The sequence below is a fragment of the Marinobacter iranensis genome (assembly GCF_029207565.1).
GTDB classification, from domain to species: Bacteria; Pseudomonadota; Gammaproteobacteria; order Pseudomonadales; family Oleiphilaceae; genus Marinobacter; species Marinobacter iranensis.
The window spans coordinates 206,943-231,177 of sequence record NZ_JANCMW010000006.1 but is presented as its reverse complement, the minus strand read 5'-3'; the positions used below and the strand labels follow the sequence as shown (position 1 = coordinate 231,177).

General features: G+C 57.1%; 22 protein-coding genes and 1 pseudogene. 11 read left to right on the top strand and 12 right to left on the bottom strand.

Features of this window, described 5'->3' with window-relative positions:
* Window positions 1-27 precede the first annotated feature (27 nt).
* From NLU14_RS11835 to NLU14_RS11825, 3 genes are read left to right on the top strand one after another with little or no spacing between them, the layout of a single operon-like run.
* Window positions 28-696, top strand: coding sequence for an ABC transporter ATP-binding protein (locus tag NLU14_RS11835; RefSeq protein ID WP_275706722.1), 669 nt, complete (start codon window positions 28-30; stop codon window positions 694-696).
* 3 nt (window positions 697-699) lie between these two features.
* Window positions 700-2,955: an FtsX-like permease family protein gene (locus NLU14_RS11830; RefSeq protein ID WP_338040790.1), complete on the top strand. Its 2,256-nt coding sequence runs from the start codon at window positions 700-702 to the stop codon at window positions 2,953-2,955.
* Window positions 2,952-4,052, top strand: a complete 1,101-nt coding sequence (locus tag NLU14_RS11825) for a lipocalin-like domain-containing protein (protein WP_275706720.1) — start codon at window positions 2,952-2,954, stop codon at window positions 4,050-4,052. Before NLU14_RS11830 ends, NLU14_RS11825 begins: the two co-directional genes overlap by 4 nt.
* Before the next feature lie 23 nt (window positions 4,053-4,075).
* Here NLU14_RS11825 and NLU14_RS11820 read toward each other — a convergent pair whose 3' ends face one another.
* On the bottom strand, window positions 4,076-5,284 hold the full coding sequence (locus NLU14_RS11820) for an ammonium transporter (RefSeq protein WP_275706718.1): 1,209 nt from the start codon (window positions 5,282-5,284) through the stop codon (window positions 4,076-4,078).
* 195 nt (window positions 5,285-5,479) lie between these two features.
* Window positions 5,480-5,902 carry a YkvA family protein gene (locus NLU14_RS11815; RefSeq protein ID WP_275706716.1) on the bottom strand — a complete coding sequence of 141 codons (423 nt, stop codon included), beginning with the start codon at window positions 5,900-5,902 and terminating at the stop codon, window positions 5,480-5,482.
* 62 nt (window positions 5,903-5,964) lie between these two features.
* Here NLU14_RS11815 and NLU14_RS11810 point away from each other — a divergent pair, with 62 nt between their 5' ends.
* Complete coding sequence (locus NLU14_RS11810; RefSeq protein ID WP_275706714.1) at window positions 5,965-6,720, top strand: fructosamine kinase family protein; 756 nt, start codon at window positions 5,965-5,967, stop codon at window positions 6,718-6,720.
* 9 nt (window positions 6,721-6,729) lie between these two features.
* On the opposite strand, the gene NLU14_RS11805 is transcribed toward NLU14_RS11810, so the two are convergent.
* From NLU14_RS11805 to NLU14_RS11780, 6 genes are all read right to left on the bottom strand, one after another.
* The gene (locus tag NLU14_RS11805; protein ID WP_275706712.1) at window positions 6,730-7,218 is read right to left on the bottom strand and encodes a DUF6231 family protein; all 489 of its coding nucleotides are present in this window, start codon (window positions 7,216-7,218) and stop codon (window positions 6,730-6,732) included.
* On the bottom strand, window positions 7,215-7,931 hold the full coding sequence (locus NLU14_RS11800) for an ABC transporter ATP-binding protein (protein ID WP_275706710.1): 717 nt from the start codon (window positions 7,929-7,931) through the stop codon (window positions 7,215-7,217). Before NLU14_RS11800 ends, NLU14_RS11805 begins: the two co-directional genes overlap by 4 nt.
* Window positions 7,928-8,671: an ABC transporter ATP-binding protein gene (locus NLU14_RS11795; RefSeq protein ID WP_275706708.1), complete on the bottom strand. Its 744-nt coding sequence runs from the start codon at window positions 8,669-8,671 to the stop codon at window positions 7,928-7,930. The genes NLU14_RS11800 and NLU14_RS11795 overlap by 4 nt, the downstream gene beginning before the upstream one ends.
* Window positions 8,672-8,684: 13 nt before the next feature.
* A complete protein-coding gene (locus NLU14_RS11790) occupies window positions 8,685-9,662 on the bottom strand; it encodes a branched-chain amino acid ABC transporter permease (RefSeq protein ID WP_275706706.1) in 978 nt (325 codons plus the stop codon).
* The gene (locus tag NLU14_RS11785; protein ID WP_275706704.1) at window positions 9,652-10,524 is read right to left on the bottom strand and encodes a branched-chain amino acid ABC transporter permease; all 873 of its coding nucleotides are present in this window, start codon (window positions 10,522-10,524) and stop codon (window positions 9,652-9,654) included. The genes NLU14_RS11790 and NLU14_RS11785 overlap by 11 nt, the downstream gene beginning before the upstream one ends.
* A 101-nt stretch (window positions 10,525-10,625) precedes the next feature.
* Window positions 10,626-11,825: an amino acid ABC transporter substrate-binding protein gene (locus NLU14_RS11780; RefSeq protein WP_275706702.1), complete on the bottom strand. Its 1,200-nt coding sequence runs from the start codon at window positions 11,823-11,825 to the stop codon at window positions 10,626-10,628.
* Window positions 11,826-12,234: 409 nt separating this feature from the next.
* Here NLU14_RS11780 and NLU14_RS11775 point away from each other — a divergent pair, with 409 nt between their 5' ends.
* Window positions 12,235-13,347: an S-(hydroxymethyl)glutathione dehydrogenase/class III alcohol dehydrogenase gene (locus NLU14_RS11775; protein ID WP_275706700.1), complete on the top strand. Its 1,113-nt coding sequence runs from the start codon at window positions 12,235-12,237 to the stop codon at window positions 13,345-13,347.
* Window positions 13,348-13,406: 59 nt separating this feature from the next.
* Here the strand turns inward: NLU14_RS11775 and NLU14_RS11770 are convergent.
* Window positions 13,407-15,745: pseudogene (locus NLU14_RS11770) on the bottom strand (glucose/quinate/shikimate family membrane-bound PQQ-dependent dehydrogenase).
* A gap of 648 nt (window positions 15,746-16,393) precedes the next feature.
* On the opposite strand from NLU14_RS11770, the gene NLU14_RS11765 reads away from it, so the two are divergent.
* Together NLU14_RS11765 and NLU14_RS11760 are read left to right on the top strand one after the other, a co-directional pair.
* Window positions 16,394-16,591 carry a hypothetical protein gene (locus tag NLU14_RS11765; protein WP_275706698.1) on the top strand — a complete coding sequence of 66 codons (198 nt, stop codon included), beginning with the start codon at window positions 16,394-16,396 and terminating at the stop codon, window positions 16,589-16,591.
* Window positions 16,592-16,710: 119 nt separating this feature from the next.
* A complete protein-coding gene (locus NLU14_RS11760; protein ID WP_275706695.1) occupies window positions 16,711-17,796 on the top strand; it encodes an ADP-ribosylglycohydrolase family protein in 1,086 nt (361 codons plus the stop codon).
* Window positions 17,797-17,828: 32 nt separating this feature from the next.
* Here NLU14_RS11760 and NLU14_RS11755 read toward each other — a convergent pair whose 3' ends face one another.
* Entirely contained in the window at window positions 17,829-18,737 is a 909-nt protein-coding gene (locus NLU14_RS11755; protein WP_275706692.1) for a LysR family transcriptional regulator, read from the bottom strand.
* Window positions 18,738-18,901: 164 nt separating this feature from the next.
* On the opposite strand from NLU14_RS11755, the gene NLU14_RS11750 reads away from it, so the two are divergent.
* From NLU14_RS11750 to NLU14_RS11735, 4 genes are all read left to right on the top strand, one after another.
* Window positions 18,902-19,345 carry a DoxX family protein gene (locus NLU14_RS11750; RefSeq protein WP_275706689.1) on the top strand — a complete coding sequence of 148 codons (444 nt, stop codon included), beginning with the start codon at window positions 18,902-18,904 and terminating at the stop codon, window positions 19,343-19,345.
* 3 nt (window positions 19,346-19,348) lie between these two features.
* Window positions 19,349-20,296, top strand: a complete 948-nt coding sequence (locus NLU14_RS11745; RefSeq protein ID WP_275706687.1) for a glutathione S-transferase family protein — start codon at window positions 19,349-19,351, stop codon at window positions 20,294-20,296.
* A 44-nt stretch (window positions 20,297-20,340) separates the two neighbouring features.
* On the top strand, window positions 20,341-21,147 hold the full coding sequence (locus NLU14_RS11740; protein WP_275706685.1) for a DODA-type extradiol aromatic ring-opening family dioxygenase: 807 nt from the start codon (window positions 20,341-20,343) through the stop codon (window positions 21,145-21,147).
* A gap of 69 nt (window positions 21,148-21,216) precedes the next feature.
* Window positions 21,217-22,173 carry an AraC family transcriptional regulator gene (locus NLU14_RS11735; RefSeq protein WP_275706683.1) on the top strand — a complete coding sequence of 319 codons (957 nt, stop codon included), beginning with the start codon at window positions 21,217-21,219 and terminating at the stop codon, window positions 22,171-22,173.
* On the opposite strand, the gene NLU14_RS11730 is transcribed toward NLU14_RS11735, so the two are convergent.
* Together NLU14_RS11730 and NLU14_RS11725 are read right to left on the bottom strand one after the other, a co-directional pair.
* Entirely contained in the window at window positions 22,170-22,979 is an 810-nt protein-coding gene (locus NLU14_RS11730) for an IclR family transcriptional regulator (protein ID WP_275706681.1), read from the bottom strand. The two genes, NLU14_RS11735 and NLU14_RS11730, sit on opposite strands and share 4 nt — an antisense overlap.
* A 120-nt stretch (window positions 22,980-23,099) precedes the next feature.
* On the bottom strand, window positions 23,100-24,104 hold the full coding sequence (locus NLU14_RS11725) for a porin (protein WP_275706679.1): 1,005 nt from the start codon (window positions 24,102-24,104) through the stop codon (window positions 23,100-23,102).
* Window positions 24,105-24,235 lie beyond the last annotated feature (131 nt).

Genomic DNA, 24,235 nt, shown 5'->3' with positions numbered 1-24,235 from the left:
CCCAACCCACTATCCAGCGGAGTGTGTATGCCGGGCCCCATACTGGCGGTTGAACGATTGAGCAAGGGTTTTAAAAGCGGTGGCCAGTTGGTACCGGTACTGAGGAGCCTGTCTCTGGGTGTTCGTCCCGGTGAGTCACTGGCGGTTGTCGGGCGTTCGGGCTCTGGCAAGAGCACCCTGCTGAACCTTCTGTGTGGTCTGCAGACGCCAGACGACGGGATCATCACGGTAGCGGGCGAGTCATTCCACCGTTCGGGCAACACCAGTTTTGAAGCGCGTTGGGCGGAGCTGCGGCGACGCTCCATCGGTGTGGTGTTCCAGGAAGCGAACCTGATGCCGGCGCTGTCGCTGATGGACAATGTTCGCCTGCGGGCACACTTGGCAGGCCACCTTTCCGGCAATGAACGTGGGTGGCTTGAACGTCTGGGCGTGGGTGCCGAGGCCGATCGCTACCCGGACCAGGTTTCCGGTGGCCAGGCACAACGGGCTGCACTGGCCATGGTGTTCGCCATGTCGCCAGCATTGATACTGGCAGACGAGCCTACCGGCAGCCTTGATCGCCATACTGCCGATGCGGTGGCAGATTGCCTGTTTGCCATGCAGCGGGAGACAGCTTGCGCCCTGGTCCTGGCCACCCACGACACGGAATTGGCCTCTCGCTGCGATCACATGCTCGATCTCAGTGGTGCCGGGTAAACCATGATGCTGGTTCGCGCCTTCGTCAGCCATTACCGCCGCCACCCATTCCAACTGGCGGCACTGGCGTTGATGATTGTGCTGGCCACCATGCTTTGGGCCGGCGTCACCGTACTGACCGATCAGGCCCGTAGCAGCCTGTTCCAGAGTGAGGCGGCAGTGGCAGCCCGGGTTCATGTGGTGCACTCCGATGGTCAGCCGGTTGATGTTGATGACTTTGCCGATCTGCGCATGGCCGGTGTGTGTGTTGCGCCCTGGCTGGAGGTACAGCGCCCGCCTCCCGAGGGCCGGGTGGTCGGTATCGACCCCCTGGCCATGAACTGTTTTGGCGAGTCTGCTCCCGGCGGGGGTGCCGGCACGCTGGACGGCACACCCTTCCTCGATATCAGCGAAGCTGCACATCTGTCCCGGGAGGGACACGAAAGCCGGCTGTACCTGCTGGCCGCGGATAAGAACCTGGCGCTGCCTCAAGGCTACGTTTCGCGTGAATTCTCGCTGGGGCCGCCCACGGGCGAACTGGCGGACAGCTTTCTGCTCAATCTGGATGCCCTGAGTCTGCTGGTACTGCTGATCACTGGCCTGCTGGTGCGCAGCGTGCATCGGTTGGGCATCGCCCAGCGAGGGGGCAGCTTTGACCTGCTGTACCGCTTTGGGGTGCCCCGCCGGCGGGTAAGGCAGTTACTGGCGCTGGAGCTGGTGGCACTGGCAGGTGTTTGCGTACTTCCAGGACTCTGGCTGGGCGCGCAGCTGGCCGGCGTGTTGGGTAGCGGCTTTGGACAGGCCCTGGATAGCCTGTTTGACGTGACCTTATACGCCGGTTCGGCGGACTCCCTGCCCTGGCAGGCTGCCGGGGTGATGGTATTGCTGGTGCTGGCGGTTTGCCTGGTGGATTGGGTGGTGCCTCAGCACTGGCAGGGCGTGGCCGGTTCCCGCCGTGGCCGCCTGGTCGCAGCCCTGATTTTGTCCTCCGGGCTGGTAGGGGTGGCCCTGGCGCCTAACCTGGCCTGGGTTTTCGCGGGTACGGCGCTGGTGTTCGCCGGTGCCGGCTGGCTCACGCCCGGGTTATTGGCCTTGTTGGCTCAGAGGCTGTCCGATCACGCCAGTCTGGATGAGAACGACCTTCTCACACGCTGGCGGCGCCGGGAGCTGGCAGTTATGTTCCGGCACCTGGCGCTTCCCGTGGTGGCACTGCAGTATGCCATGGCAACGGTACTGGCCGTGCAGGCATTGGTGACCACCTTCGAGAGTACCTTTGAGGACTGGCTGGCCCAGCGCCTGGAGGCGGAATTTTACGTGGAGGTGCCGCAGGGGGCGGACGCCGGTCTGGCGGCGGACAGGTTAAGGAAGCTTGAAGGTATCGGGGCCTGGCATCAGGTGAGCCGTGGTGAAGCACGAATCAGTGTGGAAGCTTCCGGCAGTGAGGGCGACACCGTCGCCGTGGATCTTTTTGCCCTCAATCCTATCGGTGACCTGGTCGTGGGCTGGGCCCTGATGGCGAGTGTCAACCAGCCCTGGCAGGCACTTGAACAGGGCGGTGTGATGATCAACGAGCAACTGGCCCGCCGCCGCCAGCTTGAGGTGGAGGACACCCTGGAAATAACGCTGGCAGAGACCGTCACCAGTGCGAAGGTGGTGGGTATCTATTCGGATTACGGCCGCCCTGCGGGAGAGATACTCATGTCCGGGGCGACGTTGCCGCGGAATTTCAGTGCCCGCTTTGAAAGCTTCTCGATCAATCCCGGCGCGCTGACCATGGCTGAGATCAGCGAACACCTGGCGGAGACCTGGAATACGCACGACCTGACCGTGAGGGACAACGCCAGCATCCGCGCCCTGGCCTCGCAGGTGTTCGGCCAGACCTTCCTGCTCACCCGTGCCATCAGCCTGCTAACGCTGGTGCTGGCCGCGGTTGCTTTGTTGATCATGGGCTGGGTGTTTTTCACCACCCGGGCCTGGTACTTCCGGTTGCTGGGCATCTGGGGCCTGCCGGCCATAGTGGTTCGGGGCCAGCTCCGGCGGCTCTCGGTCACACTCACCCTGGCGATTACCCTCGCCGCCCTGCCACTGGGCATCTGGCTGACCTGGGCCCTGGTCAGCCGTATCAATCCCTTGGCCTTTGGCTGGTCACTGCCGATGGACCTGTATCCCCTGTTCTGGCTGGAGCTGGGCTTGGTGGCGTTGGTGACCGGTCTGGTGATTGCTCTCCTGATGCGCAGGCAGCTGGTTCATCGGGCAAGTGAAAAGCAGGTGGAGCGATGAGAGTACACGTCGGGTTTATCGTGTTTTGTCTGGCGCTTACCGTGGCAGGCTGCACGGATTCATCAGAAGAAATCGGCTTTGCCGGCCTGGCCCAACAGGTCGGTGAGGTGGACGAATCGGGCTTCCTGCAACCGCAGCCCGGGGATACCCTGGTGTTTCCCGATGACTGGGGCCCACACCCGCAACACCGCATCGAATGGTGGTATCTCACTGCCAACCTGCAAACCCGCGACGGCACCCCCCTGGGGCTGCAATGGACCCAGTTCCGTCAGGCCCTTCAACCCCGCGATGTTGAGAGCGATCCTCCCGATGCGGATGCCTGGCCCCTGGAGGCGGCCTGGATGGCCCACGCGGCGGTGTCGTTTGACGGTGAACACCGATTCCAGGAGAAGCTGGCCCGGGGTGATGTGGGCCATGCCGGGGCCACGGCGCAGCCCTTCAGCGTGTGGCTGGATGATTGGCGGCTGCAACCGATGCCGGGTTCCGATGATTGGCGCCTGCAAGTGAACGGGGATGGCTGGGGCTACGATCTTCGGCTGAGCAACACCGGTGATGTGGTTGCTCACGGTAACGAAGGGTTCAGTGCCAAATCCGCCAGTGGGGAAGGCTCCATGTATTTCAGCCTGGTGGATTTGCAGATTGAGGGAACGGTGACGCTCGGGGATAGAACCCTGGAAGTCTCCGGCAAAGGCTGGTTTGATCGCGAGTGGAGCAGCCAGTTTCTCAAGGCTGGCCAGCAGGGCTGGGACTGGTTTGCCCTGCATCTGGAGGATGGCCACAAACTGATGGTGTTTCGCCTGCGGGAGGACGATGGTGCTTTCCTGTCCGGTAGCTGGATCAACGCGAACGGAGAGGTTCAGTCACTGGGTGGGGATGACCTGAATCTGAAACCGGCAAGCTGGTATGAGTCGAAGCGTGGCCGGGTGCCTGTGGAATGGCGGTTGACGATCCCGGAACAGGAGGTGGACCTGATCATTGCCGCGCCACCGGGCGAGTATTGGAATACCGGGCTCTACCCGTATTGGGAAAGCCCGGTGTCCGTTACTGGTTCCCACGATGGGGTGGGTTATATGGAACTGACCGGCTACAGTGATTGAGGGCCGGAGCAGGCCTCTCCCGTTTATTCCAGTGATGTGGCGCCAATACGGTGAATGCTGACGTCCGCGCCGTTGAACTCTTCTTCGTCCGTCAGGCGCAGCCCGGAGATGGCGCCGACGATGCCATAAACGATCAGGCCGCCCACAAAGGCCACCACAACGCCGGCAACGGCACCAATAATCTGGGACATCAGGCTGACGCCGCCCAGGCCGCCGAAGGCTTCCTGGCCAAAGATGCCGGCCGCGATGGCACCCCAGACACCACACACACCGTGCAGGGGCCAGACACCCAGTACGTCGTCCAGGCGCTCGATCCTGTCCTGGGCCCATTCGAACATGTAAACGAAGATGGCACCGGCAATACCCCCGGTGATCAGTGCACCGACCGGGTGCATCAGGTCCGAACCGGCGCACACCGCCACCAGGCCGGCCAGTGGGCCGTTATGGATAAAGCCCGGGTCCTTGCGGCCGACCAGCATGGCCACCAGAACACCACCCACCATCGCCATCAGGCTGTTTACCGCCACCAGGCCACTGATGCCGTCGAGAGTCTGCGCCGACATCACGTTAAAGCCGAACCAGCCCACGGTCAGAATCCACGCGCCCAGGGCCAGGAAGGGAATGTTGGAGGGGGCAAAAGCCACGACTTTGCCATTGCGATAGCGGCCGTTTCGCGCGCCAAGCAGCAGCACTGCTGCCAGGGCAATCCAGCCGCCGACGGCGTGCACCACAACGGAGCCTGCGAAGTCATGGAACGCTGCGCCAAACTGGTTCTCCAGCCAGGCCTGGAAGCCGTAGTTGCCGTTCCAGATCATGCCTTCAAAGAACGGGTACACGAAGGCCACAATCAGGCCCGAGGCGATGAGCATGGGGTAAAACTTCGCACGTTCGGCAATACCGCCCGACACGATGGCGGGTATGGCTGCGGCGAAGGTCATCAGGAAGAAGAACTTGACCAGATCATAGCCGTTGGCGGTGGTCAGTTCCGAGGCGCCGGCCATGAAATGGCTGCCGTAGGCGATGTAATAGCCGATGAAGAAGTAGGCCACGGCGGAGATGCCGAAATCCGTCATGATCTTTACCAGGGCGTTCACCTGGTTCTTGTGGCGCACCGTGCCCACTTCCAGGAAGGCGAATCCGGCGTGCATGGCCAGTACCATAATGGCACCGATAAGAATGAACAGCGTGTTGGCGCTTTCGGTCAGGGTATGTACTGCACTCGTGATATCCACGGGGTGTTTGCTCCTGATTTTTTGGTTTTTATCCGCCTGTCACGGGCGGGTTGTGCATTGATGGCGTGCACAATAAGCAAGGAGTGTTCCGTTTTGAGGCAAAATCAGAAGCGATAACACATTGCGGGGCATTTCTGCCCGGGAAGAGTGCGGAAGTCAGAGGGGACGGGTTAAATTGTGCTCTAATATCGTGCGTTATTGGTCGTCTTGCACCATTGTGGTGGCCTGCTCAGACTGCTCTTTCCACGCGGCGTAACGAAGCAGGTCGGATTCCACCCAGGCCAGGCAGGCCGCCACGACTCCCGCGTCGTCCAGGAAGCCAACACCCAGAAGCAGGTCTGGAATCAGGTCCAGGGGGTTGAGTACATAGATAAGGGCGCCGGCAATGGCGGCGATGCTTTTCCAGGGCACTTCCCGGTAGTTCCCTTGCCAGTAATCCTGCAGCATGGAAAACATCAGGCGGATGTCGGTACTGAATCGGCGCAGTTTGCCGCTGTTCCTGACTTTTTCCTCAATGGCCTGGCGGCGGCTGAGCAGGTCGCCGACATCGTCCTGGCGGACCCTGTTGGCTTCGGTGTTCAACTGCTCGCTTGCCTTGCGCTTACTGAAATCTGTCATCGGGTTGATCCTGTATGGGATGAGTTTGCGGGGCGATTCCCGATCATGGTTATATGGTGACTATGGCTGATTTTGTCAAACACAATCCTGGTTCTTGTACCGATGCTCTGCTATGTGAGGCCCGGGGCCTTGAAACATTGGCGGAGACCCTTCGGCTGGCGGGTGTCAGCGAGCTGCGTGTTCCGGAAGTGAAGTCCGTGTCGGAACGGGAACTGGTTATTCCCAGGATCAGTCCCGGCCCGGCAAGCGAGGAAGCCATGATCGCCCTGGGTGAGGGACTGGCCCGGATGCATACAGTTCGTCAGCCCCACTATGGCTTTGCAAGCGACAACATGATCGGTTTGTCACCGCAGAAAAATCGGCTGACGGACGATTGGGGCGATTTCTTCCTGCAGGACCGGTTGGGTGTGCAGATTGGAATGATCGGAAATTCTCAGGTTCGGGAAGAGTTTGAGGTTGTGCTCAGGCGCAAGGGCAATGCCCTTTCTCAATTCCTGAATGAACACTGCGAACACCCCAGCCTGCTCCATGGTGACCTCTGGTCCGGCAATGTGCTGTTCGACAATACTGGCCCCTGGCTGATTGACCCTGCGGTCTACTACGGTGACCGGGAGGCGGACATCGCCATGACGGAACTGTTTGGCGGTTTCTCAACGGCTTTCTACCGCGCCTATGACCGGGTCTATCCCCGAACGCGGGTCTACGACACCAAACGGGCCGTCTATAACCTCTATCACACCCTTAACCATTACAACCTGTTCGGATCGTCCTACCTGGGCGCCTGTCGCCGTAATCTTGAGGTAATTGCGGCGATGTGATGGTAGCGGCTACCACCTGGCCTTGTCCCACATCTCCGGGTTGGCCCAGTTGTCGGGGTTGTTCCAGGCGCGTTTGTGGTTGTAGCTGTCGATATTGTAGGTGTAGAGGGTCAGTGGGTCGCTCTGTTCTCTTAATTCCGCCTGGCGGCGAAAGCCCAGCCCGATGAAGTCTTTGAATGACCACTCGGGGATGTCTGCCACCACCACGGCGATCTGGTGCGTGCCGTAGTTGCGAAGCTGGCCCAGCAGAACCTGGCCCTCTTCGTGGCTAAGATGTTCCAGTGTGCCGGTGACCAGTGCCAGATCCTGGGTTTCGGGTAGCGGGAAAGCCTCATTGGGGGCGTTGGTGTCCAGTGTTGTCATGGCGGATTCGTCGTGATGCCGGCACCAATGCTCACCCACTTCGCCAGCAACCTTGCCGCAGACCACAAGGGTAGCCGGTTGGCAGGTATCGATGATTCGCGCCAGGGCCTGGTGTGGTGTGGTCATGGTGTTCATTGGCCGCCCATATAGATTGACATCAAATGGTTGTCATCCCTGATGTCCTCGCGTGTACCCGCAAATTTACGCTGCCCACCCGCAAAGATATAGACACTGTCGGCGACAGGTAGGGCTTCACGAATGTTCTGTTCCACCATGATGACGCCGACCCCCCGCTCCTTCAAGCTGACGACTCGTTCCATGGTTTCGTGGACCAGGGCGGGCGAGAGTCCGGCTGATGGCTCGTCGAGCATCACAAACGCAGGGTCCGTAACCAGGGCTCGGGCGATGGCCACCATCATCTGTTCTCCTCCTGACAGTGAGCCCGCGGGGGTATTCCTGCGACGCTGCAGGTTCGGATAATCCGCAATCAAAGATTCAATTCGGTCTTCAACAACATCCTTGTTGTTCAGCGCGTAGCCTCCCATCCTGAGATTTTCCATGACGGTGAATCGCGGAAACACGCCCCCGCCCTGGGGCATCATCACAATGCCTTTGCGCACCATGCTGTGTACCGGTAATCCGGTGAGTTCCGTGTTCCCGAGGGTTATCCGTCCGGACCACGCGGGCAGGAGGCCGGCAATGGCCTTTATAACCGTGGACTTGCCGCTGCCATTGGGTCCAAAAATGCAGGTTATCTGCCCCGGAAGGGCAGAAGCGGTGATGTCATGCACTATCTCCTGTTTGCCATAACCGGTAACCAGGTTGTCGACTCTCAACTCGTTGCTCATGTGCGCCCCAGGTAGGCTTTTCGAACGTTGGTGTCGTTGGCAATGGTTTCAAAGTCGCCTTCCGCGACGATTTTTCCCTGATCCATCACCACTAGCCGGTCGCAGATCTCCTTTACCATTTCCATATCATGTTCAATAACCAGAAAGGTGATGCCGGTTTTTCTCAACCGCTGTATGGCGCCCAGAATTATCTGGCGAATGTTCGGGTGCACGCCTGCGGTGACTTCATCAAGTAAAATCACTTTCGGGTCGCGCATGCAGACCCGTCCGAATTCCACCAGTTTCTGTTGACCGCCGGAGAGCTCCGTAGCCAGGTTATCGACCACGTGGCTGATCTCCAGCATTTCCAGGGCATCTTCCATCCTGTCACGGGCACGCTGCCAGTCTCCTTCGACGGCGGCTGCCAGCAAGTTGTCCCTGACCGTCATGTTGATAAACAGGGAAGGAATCTGAAAGGTTCTGCTTATACCCGTACGGGCAATTTTCCAGGTGGGCCAGCCGGTGACGTCGATTCCCTGCAAACGCACCTTCCCGGCGTCAGGCTTCAGCCCGCCTGCTGCGAGGTTGAACAGTGTCGACTTGCCGCTGCCATTGGGGCCAATGACCCCAACCACTTCACCTGCATCTGCGGACAGGGAGACGCCATCGACCGCGGTAATCCCACCAAAGTGTTTGGCAACCGATTCTATGGCCAGTGGCGGATGGCCTGGTGATTTGGCATTGCTGGATGCAGATGACATCAACGGCCTTCTCCTAGAATTTTCTGAGAATGTTGGAAATCAGTTCCTTGCCGCGCTGGCGGCCAACAAGAAGGCTGATCAACCCGTTGGGCAGGAACAGGACCACCAGCGCGATAATAACGCCGAGTATGGGGAGGTATATGACGGTGTCCCCGAACGTCGACCAGATGTAACGATTGGTGATCCAGAGCAATACCCCGCCCAGGGCGGGGCCCCAGATGGTTCCAAGCCCGCCGAGAAGCACCATCACGACCATCTGGTCAGTTATCTGCGGCCCCATTACAGAGTGTGGATCGATATAGGTTGTCCAGTATGCGTAGATGCTTCCGAACAGCGCGGTGATGGCTGCCGAGAGTGCAAAAGACTGGACCTTAACCAGGTTTGTCCGGATGCCCAGGGATTCGGCAGCCGGCTCATCATCCCGCAATGCCTTGATTCTGAATCCGAAGCGCGAGTGTTCGATTAGCAGCCAGACGCCAACGAAACTGGCCGCCGCTGCGATCAGCATGGTGTAGTAGAAGAAAAACTCATTGAGGTAGGCGGGCAGGGAGAGACCGGCCGTGCCACCGGTAAAATCCAGTACCGTTACCAGTTGCATGAGCATTTCGGCGAACGCCCAGGTGGCAATGGCGAAATAGGCGCCCCGGAGCCGCATGGTCGGACCGCCAATGACCACAGCAACGGCGATTGACAGGATAATCGCCGGTAGCAGGGTAACAAAGAACGACGCGCCAAAATCAGACTGCATCAGGATGGCTGTGGTGTAGGCACCGATCCCGAAGAATGCCGAGTGCCCGAAGCTGATATATCCGGCGTAGCCACCCACAATGTTCCAGGCACAGGCCAAGCCTGCCCACATCAGTGCGCCGGTGGCAATTCTCAGAGTGTAGGAGTCAATAAAGGCCGGCAATACCGCAAGGGCGATCACAATGGCGCCGATCAGCAGCGCCCTGACGATGAACTTTGGGGTTTGAACAGGTTTAGATGCCACGTCCCAGAACTCCTTTGGGTGCAACCAGAAGGGCGAGGTACAGGGTTCCGAAAACAATCAGTAAGGAATATCGGGCACCAATATAGGTGGCGACATAGGCCTCAAGCAGACCAAGAGCGAGGCCGGCGATCAGAACGCCGCCAACCGATCCGAGCCCGGCGAGCACAGCAACAAAGAATGCAAAGAGCGTGTAGCGAATACCTACGGTCGGGTTCACGGAGTAGATAGTGGCGATCAGAACTCCGGCGGATGCGGTCAAACCGGTATATATGCCGTACACCCAGGCGGAAACCCGCTTTACGTCTACACCCATTAGTCCGGCATGGTCACGGTTCTGCGCCAGGGCCCTCACGGCCATGCCAAAGCGGCTGCGGTAGAGCAGGATAAACAGTCCAAGGCTGAACAGCATGGCCATGAGAAAGGCGGACAACCGCATCAAGGGAATGGTGACCGGCCCCAGGCTCAGGAACTGACCCGACAATACCGACTCGACGCTGCGGCTGTTATAGGACCAGAGCCATAAGGCACCCCCGCGCATGAACAGGAAAAGGCCGAACGTAAAGGCCAGTGCCATCAGGTCCGGCCGGGCATACCGGCTGGTTCTGACACGGTATATCAAAGGGCCCAGTCCACGACCGATCAGCAGAAACAGAGCAAAAACCAGGAAAATACTGATGAAAGGGTCAATGCCGGCCAGGGTTACCAGCCAGTAGGCGGTATAGCCACCAAGCATCGCCCAGCCCCCAACGGCGAAGTCGATCACATGGAGCACGCCGAAGGTGAGCTGGAACCCGATCGTCAGACAAATCAGGATACCGCCGATCAGGATGCCGTTTACAAGTGTTTGCAGGAAAAGGTCCAACTCGGTACTCCTTATCCAGGCGTCATCCACGCGTTGTTACCGCCGCCGAGAGCCTTCCCCTCGGGAGGGCAGCTGTCGGCGACTGTATATCCGGCTCGATGTCAGGAGGCGCCGGGGATTGGGTAGGTAAGCTCTCCCTTGGACGCGTTTTCCGGAGCCACAGGCACCACATCACCGTTCTTGATTTGGATGACAACTGGTACGGGCTTGGTATTGTTGTGGTAATGACTCCCTTCCTTGGCAAATCCCACGGGACCGTAGAAGGTTTCAATGTCGGTATCTTCAATGGCCTTGGCAAGTTGCGCACGGGTGTCCTGATTCCAGGGTGGCGCTTTTCCGAGCCGGCGTGCGGCGTCCTGTAGTACAAGGCCACTGGCCGAACACGCCGCTTCGGTGTAATCCGGACGTGTCCCCCATCTGGAAAACGACAGGTCTGAGTAGTCGCTTGCAGTGCCGAACAGGTCGTCCTTGTAGGGTAATCCGGCGGTCCACACGGAAACGCCAAGAATGCCGTTTGATTCGCTTCCGGTTTCGTTGATAAACGCCGCGGATGTTACGCCGTAATGCATGATGAGAGCTTTTGGCTTGTAGTTCAGTGCCTTGGCCGTATTCACGAAGTTAATAAAGACACTCTCGTGTCCCCCGACAGCCACGATATCCGGGTTAGTCGATTTGAGCTTGGAGACAATGGCCGAGAGATCGGATTCGGCGGGAAACAGCTCGTAACTCAGAAGGTCCAGCCCTGACTCCTCGACACCCTTGCGGAAGCCCTCCGCCGTCTCCTTGGAAAACGGTTCATCAACCCCGATCACCGAAGCGGTTTTTGCCCGGTCGCCGAGTGTGTCCGCCAACACCACCATGGATTTGTCGGTGGTGAGATCCACCGCCGGAATCATCCCGAAATTGAAAGCCGGCTTTGCCAGCCAGACATTCGGCGACTCGGCGGATCCGGAAATCATCGGCACCCTGTATTTCTGGCTGATGGGTTGCACTGCGAGGGTGACGCCAGAGGTATAGGGGCCGAACAATACGTCGACCTCGTCCTGGATGATCAGCCGTTCCGCGGCATCCGCACCGGAAGCAGGTTGTGACTGGGCATCACCATAGAACATTTCCACGGGATATCGCGTTCCCGCAATCTCTATGCCTCCAAGCTTGTTGATTTCTTCGGCCCATAGATCGTAGCCACGGCGGGTCAGGTTACCACCAAAACGATTTGCCCCTGATAGTGAGGTGACGACACCACAGCGAATTTTGGCCTCCTGGGCGCTGACGTTTAACGCTGGGAAACCAAGTGTCATTGCGCCAGTGCCGAGTAGGGAATTTCTTAGAAACTTTCTGCGGGAAAATTTATGACTCATGAGCATGCTCTCCCCTAATGGGTGCATTCGGTGCTTTGTCGTAAATCCGGAAATTCCGTGCCGATAACGAGAAACCAGCCAATGCAATTATTCCGGATACATTGTTAAGGAGTAGTCCAGACTGCCGAGGATTTCAAACTGGACCGCCAGACTCTGCAGGAATCAGCGCTGGTGTCGTATCCCAGAGGAAAGGTGTCGATGACAGCCAACCCAAAATCGTCCTTGATGTTAAAGTTGTGGTAAAACGGCCCTGCAGGCATGCTGGCGGTCGTCTAGAATGTGCCAAACATGCGAAACCTGAGACCCGTTTGAATCCGATAACCGACATTTTTTTCAAGGAGCCTGACCAGTGATTAAATCCCGTGCTGCGGTGGCGTTTGCCCCCAATAAACCGCTGGAAATTGTGGAAGTGGACGTTGCTCCGCCCCAGAAAGGGGAAGTGCTGGTGCGAATTGTTGCCACCGGCGTGTGTCATACCGATGCCTATACGCTGTCCGGTGCCGATTCCGAGGGTAACTTCCCTGCCATCCTGGGCCATGAGGGTGGCGGCATCGTCGAGGCCGTCGGCGAAGGTGTCACGTCGGTGGAAGTGGGCGACCACGTGATTCCCCTGTACACGGCCGAGTGCGGCAAGTGCAAATTCTGCACCTCCGGCAAAACCAACCTCTGTGGTTCCGTGCGCGAAACTCAGGGCAAGGGCGTGATGCCGGATGGCACCTCCCGTTTCTCCTACAAAGGCGAGCCTATCTACCACTACATGGGTTGCTCCACCTTCTCTGAATACACCGTGCTGCCGGAAGTCTCCCTGGCGAAAATTCCCAAGGAAGCACCGCTGGAGAAAGTCTGCCTGTTGGGCTGTGGTGTCACCACCGGCATTGGTGCGGTACTGAACACCGCCAAGGTGGAAGAAGGTGCAACGGTGGCCATCTTCGGCCTCGGTGGTATCGGCCTGGCTGCCATTATTGGTGCCACTATGGCCAAGGCCAGCCGCATCATCGCCATCGATATCAATCCCGGCAAGTTCGACATCGCCAAACAACTGGGCGCTACGGATGTGGTCAATCCCAAGGACTACGACAAGCCGATCCAGGAAGTCATCGTTGAAATGACCGACGGCGGTGTGGACTACTCCTTCGAGTGTATCGGCAACGTCAATGTCATGCGCTCAGCCCTGGAGTGCTGCCACAAGGGCTGGGGTGAGTCCATCATCATCGGCGTGGCCGGTGCTGGTGAGGAAATCAGTACCCGCCCATTCCAACTGGTGACCGGACGGGTCTGGAAAGGCTCTGCCTTCGGCGGTGTTAAAGGCCGCACGGAACTGCCGGGCTATGTGGAAAAGGCCGAGAAAGGGGACATCCCGCTGGATGTGTTCATTACCCACAACATGCCCCTTGAGGACATCAACGAGGCGTTTGAGTTGATGCATGAGGGTAAAAGTATTCGGTCGGTTATTCACTTCTGAAGGCAGGCGGGCGTCAAGCGCTGACGCCCGCCCCGAGCCCTGGCCCTGGGCAGACGTGCCTATTTCAGTTTGTAGGCCAGTACATAGTCACCGATGGTGGTCCCGATCGAGCCATGCCCACCGGCAACCTGTACCACCATTTGCTCACCCTGACTGTTCAGGTACGTCATCGGCGTGGCTTGCCCCCCTGCCGGCAACCGGGCCCGCCAGAGCTCCTCGCCGTCGGTCAGGTTGTAGGCGCGAAGATAGTTATCCACGGTAGCAGCAAGGAAGACCACACCCCCGCGGGTGATGATCGGCCCACCGATGCCCGGTACGCCCAGTTTCAGAGGGATCGGGATAGGCGCCATGTCTTCAACGGTCCCGTTCTTGTGCTTCCATACGATTTCACCAGTACGCAGGTCCGCCCCCGCCACATAACCCCAGGGTGGGCGCTGGCAGGGGATGTCCAGAGGCGACATTAGCGGCATCATTTCTACCGCATATTCCGCTCCCGCATTTTCATTCATGCCTTGCTCGCCCTGGTTGGTGGGCCCCAAGGGAGTGTTATCGTCTTTTGGAACCAGTCGCTGGATAAACGCCATGTACAGGGGCATGCCGAACATCACCTGGCGTTCCGGATCCACAGCAATGCCACCCCAGTTAAAGACGCCAAAATTGCCCGGATAAACGAGGGTGCCCTGTACCGAAGGCGGGGTGTATATACCTTCATAACGCAGAGACTGGAATTTGATGCGGCAGATCATCTGGTCGATGGCCGTGGACCCCACATATCGGATGCTTTCAGGGGCGGCGGACGGAAGCTCAGCCCGGATACCGGCTGGGTCGGGGCTGCATTGTCGCCCTCAATGGTGCCCTGGGGCGCTGCCTGCTCCGTGATAGGAATCAGCGGCTCGCCGGTTTCCCGGTTAAGCACGTACACATCCCCTTGTTTGGTGGGTACCACCAGGCCTGGTTGCAGGCCCTGTTCAGTCTGGATATTCACAAGGCTGGGCTGGGCAGGGGTATCCATATCCCAGAGATCGTGGTGGACGAACTGTTGCACCCACTCTACCTGCCCGGTTTCCAGGCTGAGCGCGACCACCGAGGAGGAGTATTTTTCTTCCTCCGGAGTGCGGTACATGCCCAACTGATCCGGTGTGCGATTTCCCATGGGAAAATAGACCAGCCCCAGCTCTTCGTCAGCACTGGCGACCGCCCAGCTGTTGGGGGAACTGGTGGAGTAGGTTTCGTTCTCGGCAATAGGTTGCGTCTGTTCCGGATTGGCGGGGTCCCAGTTCCATACCAGTTCGCCGGTCTTGACGTCGTAGGCACGAATAACACCAGAAGGCGAGTTTATGGCGTAGTTGTCATTGACCGCTCCAGCGACCACTACCACACCATTGGCGACCACCGGCGGTGAGGTGGAGTAATAAAAGCCGTCCTGCTTGTGGGGCATGTTGTGTAGCAGGTTGAGCGAGCCGTCGTCCGCAAAATTGCCGCAGCGGGCGCCGGTAACCGGGTCCAGTGCCAACAGCCTGGCATCGGAAGTGGGCAGGAAAAGCTGGGAATCGCATTCCACGCTGGCCTGGCTTTCTGCCGGTGACTGCAGGGTTTTTACCTCTGGGATATCACCGCCGCCCCCACTGGGAGGAAGGTAGGAAACGCCCCGGCAGGTCTGGTGCTGGCGCTGGCTTTCCAACGGCACTTGAGCGTCGTAAACCCACCGTTCCTCTCCGGTGTCTGCATCCAGGGCCACCAGCCAGTTATGAGGTGTGCACAGGTAGAGTGTGTTGCCTACTTTCAACGGGGTGGCTTCGTAGGTGGTCTCGCCAACATCTTTGGGCCCTTTACGATCACCGGTCTGGTATTCCCAGGCCAGCTCCAGCTCGCGGACGTTTTCGGGGGTTATCTGTTCCAGCGGTGAATAGCGCTGGCCGAGGTTGCTGCGCCCGTAGCTGAGCCAGTCGCCCTCTGGCACTTCCCCGAGTCGGGGATTCTGGATGACTGACTCAGTGTTGAGCGTTCCTTCAATGCGATGAGCATCATAGGGAATGCTCGCTACCGTAAACAGGCCCACGCCAACCCAGGCGATAGCGAGTGTTACGGCTCCCAGGCGGCCGTCCCCGCGGGCCGGGATCAACAAAGGGATGGTCAGCAGCAGCAATACGCCCAGTCGGGAGGCCAGGGGCCACCAGTCGAATCCTGCTTCCCAGTAGGCCCATATAGCGGTAGCCACCAGTAACAATGCGTAGAGGATCTGGGCAAACGTGCGCCGGGACTTCACCAGCAATGCGATGACGATCAGGACTATCCCGGCAAGGGCGTAATACCAGCTCCCACCGAGAGAAATAAGCCACACGCCCCCTATCAAAAGGCTAAGGCCGAACAGAAAGAGTAGTATCGCGAGCAAGATCATGGTCCGTTCCCTGGGATCATTGAGTTTCAGTGCCACATTAAAGCTAAGCTGGCGGGAAAAGCGATGTTTTCAATACGGTTAATAGCCGCCCTCTATGCAATAGTATCGTAGTTGAGTGCAATGAAGTCGTGCAACTTCTCGTTAATATCAAGGGTTGGACCTGCGGGTAGGTCGATATTGAGATGAGGAATTTTCGCTCCCGGCGCCAAAATGGGGTTTTTGGGGCGTTTTCGGGATGGCTAAATTTACCATTCGGATTGTATTTTTTACTGTGATTTAGAAGTTGATCAAGAATTGGGCGCAGGTCTTTTTTGATGAATGCGATAATATGGAATATATGTAGTTATTTTAATCATGAGTAAAGTGGTGTCACATCAAAGGTGGTAAGTGTTCAGGTTTCATTTCCTCTCCGTATTTGCAGATTGCTTTTATCCAAATCCAGTTTCATATTTATAAGAGAATCCTCAGGCCCAGTATCACCGGAATCAAGCGGTTGGACCACTGGACGTTGGACCGCATCGGTGTGGCAAGCCTTTTGTACCGGTGAATTGCGGCGCGATGTCCCCCAGTTAATAGAAAGCGAGCTGTTCGGGCCTGTCAGGCGACGCACCCGCCTTATGTAATGCAAGCCTCTGCGACGTGCTCATCGTGCGCGAGGCCAGTGCTCGCGTGACATTGTTGAAGAGCACCTCCGAAACCGAAAAGGGTGGAACCTCCGCATATCCTGAAACCGTCGGAGCTTCAAAGGCCGACGGTGTGAACTTCAAAAAGAAGGATCTGGACGAGATGCTCAATCTGATCAGCAACTTTAATACTATCAAGACGTCAATGTTGGTGGATAAGTAGAGGGGCCGACCTCTGGAGCTGGACAGCAACTAAAACCCATATGGTATCGTCGTAACGTCAGTTGATCTTGTTCCAAAGGATAATGTCGATATATCAAGATTGCAGTCAAAGGAGGGATCATGATTAGTCCTTCGGAAACCAAGGATCGCGCCGTAGGTTCGATAATGGGCGCTTTTATCGGCGACGCACTTGCACTGGGCCCGCATTGGTACTACGACCTTTCTGAATTACGCAGGGATTATGGTGATTGGATTGACGGATACACCGATCCAAAACCCGGTAGATACCATGATGGCCTGAAAGCCGGTCAGCTATCACAGGCCGGCTTTATTCTTACTCTTATGCTGCGGTCCCTGGTTGAGGCCAAAGGTTACAATGAGAAAGATTTTTGCCGACGAATGGACCAGGAACTCTTTCCTCTCCTTGACGGAACACCCGTAAGCGGGCCGGGTGGCTATACGAGCCAGTCTATACGTGACGCCTGGGGTAAACGGATTCAGCAGGACTTGCCCTGGGGCCAAACCGGTGGACACGCTGATACAACTGAAGCTATCGAGCGAACCCTTGCAATCGCTGTCCGTTATGCATTCCAACCTGCGCAACTGGCGGCTGCCATTACCGATAACACGGTTCTTACCCAAGTGGATGATACCGTGGTATCAATGACTGTTGCGTTTGGGGCTTTATTGGGACTTCTGATTCAGGGAAACAGCATGGATGCTGATGTGTCTGATAAATTGATGGCCCAAGTTAAAAACGGTGAATTGCCGTTTCATGCCGTCACTGGCGACAACCTGCAACCACCTCGCCCCGGTGATCCTGATCCGCCACGCGCGGGTCGTTTTGCCTCCCCCGATGCATTGTTGACCCCCTCTTTCATGGCTGCGGCTGCATCAGATCCTGACATTCGAATTGAACCGGCCTGGAAAGTCTCGCTCGTATACGGTATGCCTTGTGCCATTTACCATCAGCTCCCTGCGGCATACTACCTGTCCTCCTTGTTCCATGACGATTTTGAGTCTGCAGTGCTACACGCGGTGAACGGTGGGGGGCAAAATCAGGTGCGAGCCATGCTCACTGGTACTCTCACGGGTGCACAAGTTGGTATGAGTGGTATACCAAAACGATTTCTTGAGGGGCTCGAAAAAGCGGATGAACTTCAACACTTAGCAGAGACTCTGGCGTCTCATGTTGTAAATGGCTGAAAAAGTAGGAGGTTGCACCCCGCTCTGCCCCGTTATTCAAACTGGTCCCAGTAGGGCGGATCGCCAAAAAAGCCCTCCATGAAGTCAATAAAGCTGCGGACCTTGCTCGCCAGTAACTGCCTGTGGGCGTACACCGCATAGAGCCCCATCGGCTCTGGCTCATGATCTGGTAAGACGACTTGCAGCTTTCCCTGGCGGATGGCGGAGCCAGATATAAACGTAGGCTGCAGGGCGATACCTGCCCCGGCTATCGCTGCAGCGACGAGCACATCGCCGTTGTTACTGACCATCTCTGTGTTTTTGTCACGATCCGTGTTTTGCAACCATCGGTATACTGGGTGGTTAGCATCCAGCTCCATGTAGCTATAGCGCAGGTAACGATGGTTCCTGAGATCTTCAGGTCGTTCGGGCGTACCGTGCTGTTTCAGGTAATCCGGTGAGGCGCACAGCACCAGCCTTACCGGTGCAATCCGTTTGGCGATGAGTGATGAGCTCTTCAGGTGGCCGATCCTCAGGGCTATATCGAACCCTTCCTCCACAATGTCGACTTTGCGGTCGTTCAGTTGCAGATCGATCCCCACGGCGGGATGGACTTTCTGAAATTCGCTCAGCAGCGGGGCCATGTGGTGAATGGCAAAGGATACCGGTGCACTGATTCTCAGAACGCCCCGGGCCTGGCCTTGCAGGTCACCGAGCTGGTTTTCCATGTTGTCGATATCGTTAAGTACCTGCTGGGCAAGGTGCTGATAGCGTGTGCCGGCCTCCGTCAGATGTATTTTGCGAGTGGTGCGATTGAGCAAACGTACGCCAAGATGTTGCTCAAGCTGGGAAACGTACTTGCTGACCAGCTGTGGAGACATCGCCAGCCGCTCGGCAGCCCGGGTAAAGCTGCCTTCGTTAACCACAGTGACGAAGGCGTGCATGGCATCGATCCGGTCCATTGGATTGTCCTCTTGACTGTAGGTCTTTCAAATTATCAACACTGTGTTGGTAATTAAGCAACACTGGTCATCTTAGTCTTTATAAAAGTTGATAGTACAGTGAGTACATCATCTGGAGCGGGGCTTCAGGAAACGTCAACAGAGAAAGATTCAAGGTGATCATTATGAACTCCAAATTTGCACAGACATTGTTCAATTCCAGCGGCGGTTATGCGGCGCTTATTCTGCGGGTACCGGTCGGGCTGATTCTGGCGGCCCACGGTGCTCAAAAACTCTTTGGCTGGTTCGGTGGCTATGGCCTGGAAGGCACCGGGCAGTGGCTGGCCAGCATCGGCCTGGAGCCGGGCTATCTGATGGCTTTGCTGGCCGGCGGTGCCGAATTCTTTGGTGGTCTGCTGCTGGTACTGGGCCTGCTGACACGTCCGGCGGCCTTGGTGACAGCCTTCACCATGCTGGTGGCGATATTCTCCGTTCATATCGGCAATGGTCTGTTCATGGCCAACAACGGTTACGAGTATGCCCTGACCCTGTTTGTGGTTTCGCTGGCCCTCGTTGTACAGGGTGCTGGACGGTTCTCGCTGGACAACGTGTTACACAAGGGAGTCTGAATCATGCTGGTGAATGGTGAGTGGAAAGATAACTGGCAGCCGGTGCAGGCGAAGGATGATGAGGGGCGCTTTATCCGCCAGACCTCGTCATTTCGGAACTGGATTACGCCGGATGGCGCCCCTGGCCCGACCGGGGCTGGTGGATTCAAGGCGGAGACCGGGCGTTACCATCTCTATGTGGCGTATATCTGTCCGTGGGCTTCGCGGGCGCTGATGGCTCGCGAACTGAAAGGGTTGCAGGACGTCATTGGCGTCACGGTTGTCAATCCGCGGCTGACTGATCAGGGCTGGCAGTTCGGAGGTTACCCGGGCGCTGATGAGGATGCGCTCAATGGCGCACGCTACATGCATGAGCTGTATACCCGTGCTGATCCGGAGATTTCCGGGCGTGCCACCGTACCGGTACTCTGGGACAAGCAGACCGGAACCATCGTCAATAACGAGTCCGCTGATATTCTCAGGATGCTCAATAGCGCTTTCTTGGGGATCGTCAATCAGGGCCCGGATCTTTATCCGGAGGACCTTGCCGCCGACATCGATGCCCTGAACGCCTATCTTTACACAGACCTGAACAACGGTGTGTATCAGGCCGGGTTTGCTTCCAGCCAAGAGGCCTATGAAGAGGCTTACGGTAAGGTGTTTGCCGCACTGGATGAGTTGGAGTCCCGGCTAGCGGACGGGCGCACCTATCTGTTTGGTGACCGCATGACAGAAACCGACGTGCGCCTGTTCGTCACCCTGGTGCGCTTTGATGCCGCTTACCACGGACTGTTCAAATGCAACCGCAATACCCTGAAGGCCATGCCACACCTGCATGCCTACCTGCAGCGGATTCTGGCGCTTGAGGGTATCTTGAACACTGTAAACCTTGATCACATCAAGGCAGGGTATTACTCCATCAAGGCCTTGAACCCTACCGGGATTGTACCGGCGGGGCCCAGTGAAATCTGACGTTAATTGATGGAATCCAAACCGTTACTGGAGGGGCAATCGCCATGAGTGCCAATACCGATGTTCTGTTTATCTCTCACGGGGGCGGGCCAATGCCATTGCTAGGCGACCCGGGCCACAGAGAAATGGTGGAGCGGCTCGAGGAGATCGCAGGCAAGCTGCGTAAACCCTCGGCAATACTGGTCATCAGCGCCCACTGGGAGGAAGCGGTACCAACGATCACTGCCGGGACCAATCCACCACTGATATACGATTATTCCGGCTTTCCGCCGGAATCCTATGAAATTGAATATCCGTGCCCCGGTGAACCTGCACTGGCGGTTCAGGTGCACGAGGCGTTGGAGAAGGCCGGGATTCCGGTGCAGCTTGATCACCAGCGGGGGTTCGATCACGGTGTGTTTGTACCACTCAAACTGATGTACCCCTCTGCGGACATTCCATGCATCCAGCTTTCACTGGTAAAAGACCTGGACGCCTCAACGCATCTGGCCATTGGACGAGCGTTACAGGCTTTGGAGTACAAGAACTTGCTGGTGATCGGATCCGGTTTCTCTTTCCATAACATGCGGGCGTTTTTTGCGCCGAATACGCCAGAGGTTCAGGCCCGTAACCGGGCCTTTGAAGATTGGCTGGAAGAGACATGCTGTGACCCGGCTCTGAAGGAGGCTGAGCGTAGCGAGCGGCTACTGCATTGGGATCGTGCGCCCCACGCCCGGTTCTGTCATCCCCGCGAGGAGCACCTTCTGCCGCTGCATGTATGTTACGGACTGGCGAACAAGCCCAGCGACACCCATATATCAGCAACGATCCTTGGGAAACAGTCTGGCATGTTTTACTGGGGTGCCGATTAACTGGTTGTTGATTGACCAACTAAATTTATATAGAGTGAACGCATTAACAATAAGTAAATGAGGCGTGAGATGTTTGGTCAATCACTTGCGGGCGCTACCGTCCTTCAGGGGGCACATCCGGAAGAGGTGTCATCGTTCGTTAACCGGCATATCGGGCAGCATCGCCTGGAAATGATTGGCGAGCAGAAACGGAAGTCCAGTCTCAGCTTCAGGGAATTTGCCGGGTTTGGTTTGTCGCAAATCAGTTACGGTAACCACGTTCGGGTGAAGAGTCCCGAGTTGGAATCCATTTACCATTTCCAGGTTGTGACGCGGGGTGAGTGTGTCTGGCATCAGGCGGGCGAGCGCATGAAGGTTCGCAGTGGTCAGGCAGTGATGGTGAACCCCTATGAGAAAATTGACCTGGAGTATTCGGAAGACTGCGAAAAGCTGATCATCAAGGTTCCAGAACATGTTTTGAACAATGCCCGTGAACTGTCCCATGGTCGCTTGCCGGAAAACGGGATTCGTTTCACCCGGGCGCCTGTGGAGCTCCGGTTGTGCCCCGCACTGATCAATATCATGGAAGCTGTGTTCTCCGAGCTTGATGATGCTGGGGACGAGGACATAAACCCGGTCTGTGCCCCGTATCGGGAAATCATCCTCAAGAAATTCCTGAAGGTATTCCCCAGCAACTGGTCCTGCCAGGAAAACGGGCCGGCCTGTACGCCCTCACTGGGTAAGATGCTCCGCTACATTGAACAGAATGTGCATCGCAATATGGATATTGAAGAACTTTCCTCAGTTTCCAATATGAGCGTAAGGTCCATCTACAACGCGTTCTCCAAGGCCTTCGCTACCACGCCAAAGTGTTACATCAAACAGTTGAAGCTTCAGAAGTTGCGGGAAGACCTGCTGCAGGGTAAGTGCCGGAACGTGACCGAGATTGCGCTGGATTATGGCTTCAGCCATCTGGGCCGGTTTTCGTCGGACTATCGTAAAACCTTCGGTGAACTACCCTCTGAAACCATGCGAATGGCCGGTTAATCCCGGCCATTGCCCTCTCGTTGTTGCCCGCAAATCTGCCGCGTTACCCGGTCACTGCATTCCCGAACCTGTTCGAACAGGAATGAGCCTTCGCTGATGTCGGTGTCCCGATCAAGACCCAACAGGGTGATGACGGTGACAATGCTGCCGTTGATATCGAATACAGGGCGGCTGAGCACATTGATCTCGGGTAGGTAATCGCTGAAAAACGCGCAATAGTTGTCCCGTTTAATGGCTTCCAGGTGGGGTTGCAGCTCTTCCCGGGTGACGGGTTTGCCCCGGTGTTTGGGGAGTGACTTCGAGTTCCTGTAATACTGGTCCACCAGTTCCTTGCGCCGTTTCGTCGGCAGATGGGCGAGATAGATTCTTCCGGATGCAGAGTTCAGTGGAGATAATTCGGCGCCCAGCCGAACGTTTACCGAGATGGGCTGGCTTGAATCCAACCACTTGATAATCAGTGGTCCGTTGCCGTTCCAGACGGTGACAGACACGGTTTTGTCCGTTTCCTCATTGAGCCGGTCCACGGCCTCGTAACTCAACTGAATGGGGTTGATGCGCCGTAGCGCGGAAATGCCCAGGGTCAGGCTGGAATTACCCAGGGTGTACTGGGTGTGATTCACCTGATTGATGTACCCCTCTCTCAACAGACTGACCAGGTATTTATGGGCGCGGCTCGGTGAGAGGTCCAGCGCCCCTGACAGCTCCTTGAGGGTGGGTGGTTTGGGTGCTGTAGAAATGTAGTTGAGGATGTGTAATCCGATTTCCAGCGAACCGATTCCCTGCCGCTTGGGGCCTTCTTCTGCCATGGAAGTTACCGTTTGCAATTGACTGGTGCTGCCGTTTACCAGCGGAAAGCAGGCGCCCTGGAGACGTTGGGCGCCTGCTTTGCGGGTTGTTGGCAAGGATACCAATTCTGAAGGTCCGGATCAGAATTTGTATTTGGCCATGACCTCAACCTGCTGGCCTTCCGGCAACAGTGGGCCGAAGGCGAGGTTGTATTTGCGCCATTCTATCCCGGCTTCCAGATCCCGGGTAATGTTGTGGATCAGGTTGACGCGATGGGCTTCGTAGTTGGTGTCGGCGTTGTCATCCACCTCAACGGCTGTGTAGGCCACGTTTGCCCGCCAATCGTTATTGATGACGTAGCGGAAGCCGACGTCAAAACCCACTTGACTAACAGCATCGCCGTTCTCAACATCCGGCGACGCCAAACTGTTGTTCACGCCAACACCGGTGAACGCGCCAAGCCCCTCGCCGTAGTGGGCGTTCAGGTTAAAACTGTGTGGTCCGATCATGAACTTTGAGCCAATGGCACCACCACCCACAAAGTCACCGTTTTCAACTTCGCGGCCGGATGCGGTGAGGATAACACGGTGACCGCCGTCGAGATTCAGGTTGTAGTTGACGGCGAGATCGGGGGTGTCCGCGTCGTTGTTGACCGGGTCCTGGGCGGTAAGGCGGAAGCCGGCCACCTCATGGCTGATCAGGTTGGTGCGGAAGTTGAACCCACCCAGGGTGCCGCGTGGCCCGCCCAGGAAATCCAGGTAATCGTGATAGGCAACCGCCCAGAACTGGCCGGTCCAGGTTTGCCCTACAGTGGTCTGGTCAACCTTGATGAATGCGTGGCGAAGCCGCAGATCGTTGTTCTCGCCCGGGTAGGTACCGCCGTAAAAGTCGCCTTCCACAAAGCCAACAATCGTGTGGCCTTCCTTCTGGGTAACGGCCTTGAGGTTAACGCGGGACTGGTTTGAGCGACCGAAAATGCGGGAATCCCCCTCGTCCACCTTTTCATAGATGGCTTCGGCCTTGAAAAAACCACCGATGCTGAATTTGGTGTCGTTGAACTCGCCGAGTTCGAGGGCGTGAGCGGCGGGAGTAGCGCTGAGACCGGATGCGATCGCCAGCGCCAATAGTGAGTGTCGATAGTTCATTTGCCTTCTCCTTGTTGTTTGGCAATTGAACTATCGGTTATTCAGGCATGGTCAAATATCCGGTTAATGAACATCCCTATCCGTTTTTTGTAGTTATTCACACCCTGTGGCGAATCAGTGTTGCGGCCAAG

Coding starts and splice junctions, on each gene's coding strand:
- NLU14_RS11835 (WP_275706722.1), top strand. CDS start 28: ATGCCGGGCCCCATACTGGCGGTTGAACGATTGAGCAAGGGTTTTAAA.
- NLU14_RS11830 (WP_338040790.1), top strand. CDS start 700: ATGATGCTGGTTCGCGCCTTCGTCAGCCATTACCGCCGCCACCCATTC.
- NLU14_RS11825 (WP_275706720.1), top strand. CDS start 2,952: ATGAGAGTACACGTCGGGTTTATCGTGTTTTGTCTGGCGCTTACCGTG.
- NLU14_RS11815 (WP_275706716.1), bottom strand. CDS start 5,902: ATGACAGATTTCAGTAAGCGCAAGGCAAGCGAGCAGTTGAACACCGAA.
- NLU14_RS11810 (WP_275706714.1), top strand. CDS start 5,965: ATGGCTGATTTTGTCAAACACAATCCTGGTTCTTGTACCGATGCTCTG.
- NLU14_RS11805 (WP_275706712.1), bottom strand. CDS start 7,218: ATGAACACCATGACCACACCACACCAGGCCCTGGCGCGAATCATCGAT.
- NLU14_RS11800 (WP_275706710.1), bottom strand. CDS start 7,931: ATGAGCAACGAGTTGAGAGTCGACAACCTGGTTACCGGTTATGGCAAA.
- NLU14_RS11795 (WP_275706708.1), bottom strand. CDS start 8,671: ATGTCATCTGCATCCAGCAATGCCAAATCACCAGGCCATCCGCCACTG.
- NLU14_RS11780 (WP_275706702.1), bottom strand. CDS start 11,825: ATGACACTTGGTTTCCCAGCGTTAAACGTCAGCGCCCAGGAGGCCAAA.
- NLU14_RS11760 (WP_275706695.1), top strand. CDS start 16,711: ATGATTAGTCCTTCGGAAACCAAGGATCGCGCCGTAGGTTCGATAATG.
- NLU14_RS11755 (WP_275706692.1), bottom strand. CDS start 18,737: ATGGACCGGATCGATGCCATGCACGCCTTCGTCACTGTGGTTAACGAA.
- NLU14_RS11750 (WP_275706689.1), top strand. CDS start 18,902: ATGAACTCCAAATTTGCACAGACATTGTTCAATTCCAGCGGCGGTTAT.
- NLU14_RS11745 (WP_275706687.1), top strand. CDS start 19,349: ATGCTGGTGAATGGTGAGTGGAAAGATAACTGGCAGCCGGTGCAGGCG.
- NLU14_RS11740 (WP_275706685.1), top strand. CDS start 20,341: ATGAGTGCCAATACCGATGTTCTGTTTATCTCTCACGGGGGCGGGCCA.
- NLU14_RS11735 (WP_275706683.1), top strand. CDS start 21,217: ATGTTTGGTCAATCACTTGCGGGCGCTACCGTCCTTCAGGGGGCACAT.
- NLU14_RS11730 (WP_275706681.1), bottom strand. CDS start 22,979: ATGGCAGAAGAAGGCCCCAAGCGGCAGGGAATCGGTTCGCTGGAAATC.
- NLU14_RS11725 (WP_275706679.1), bottom strand. CDS start 24,104: ATGAACTATCGACACTCACTATTGGCGCTGGCGATCGCATCCGGTCTC.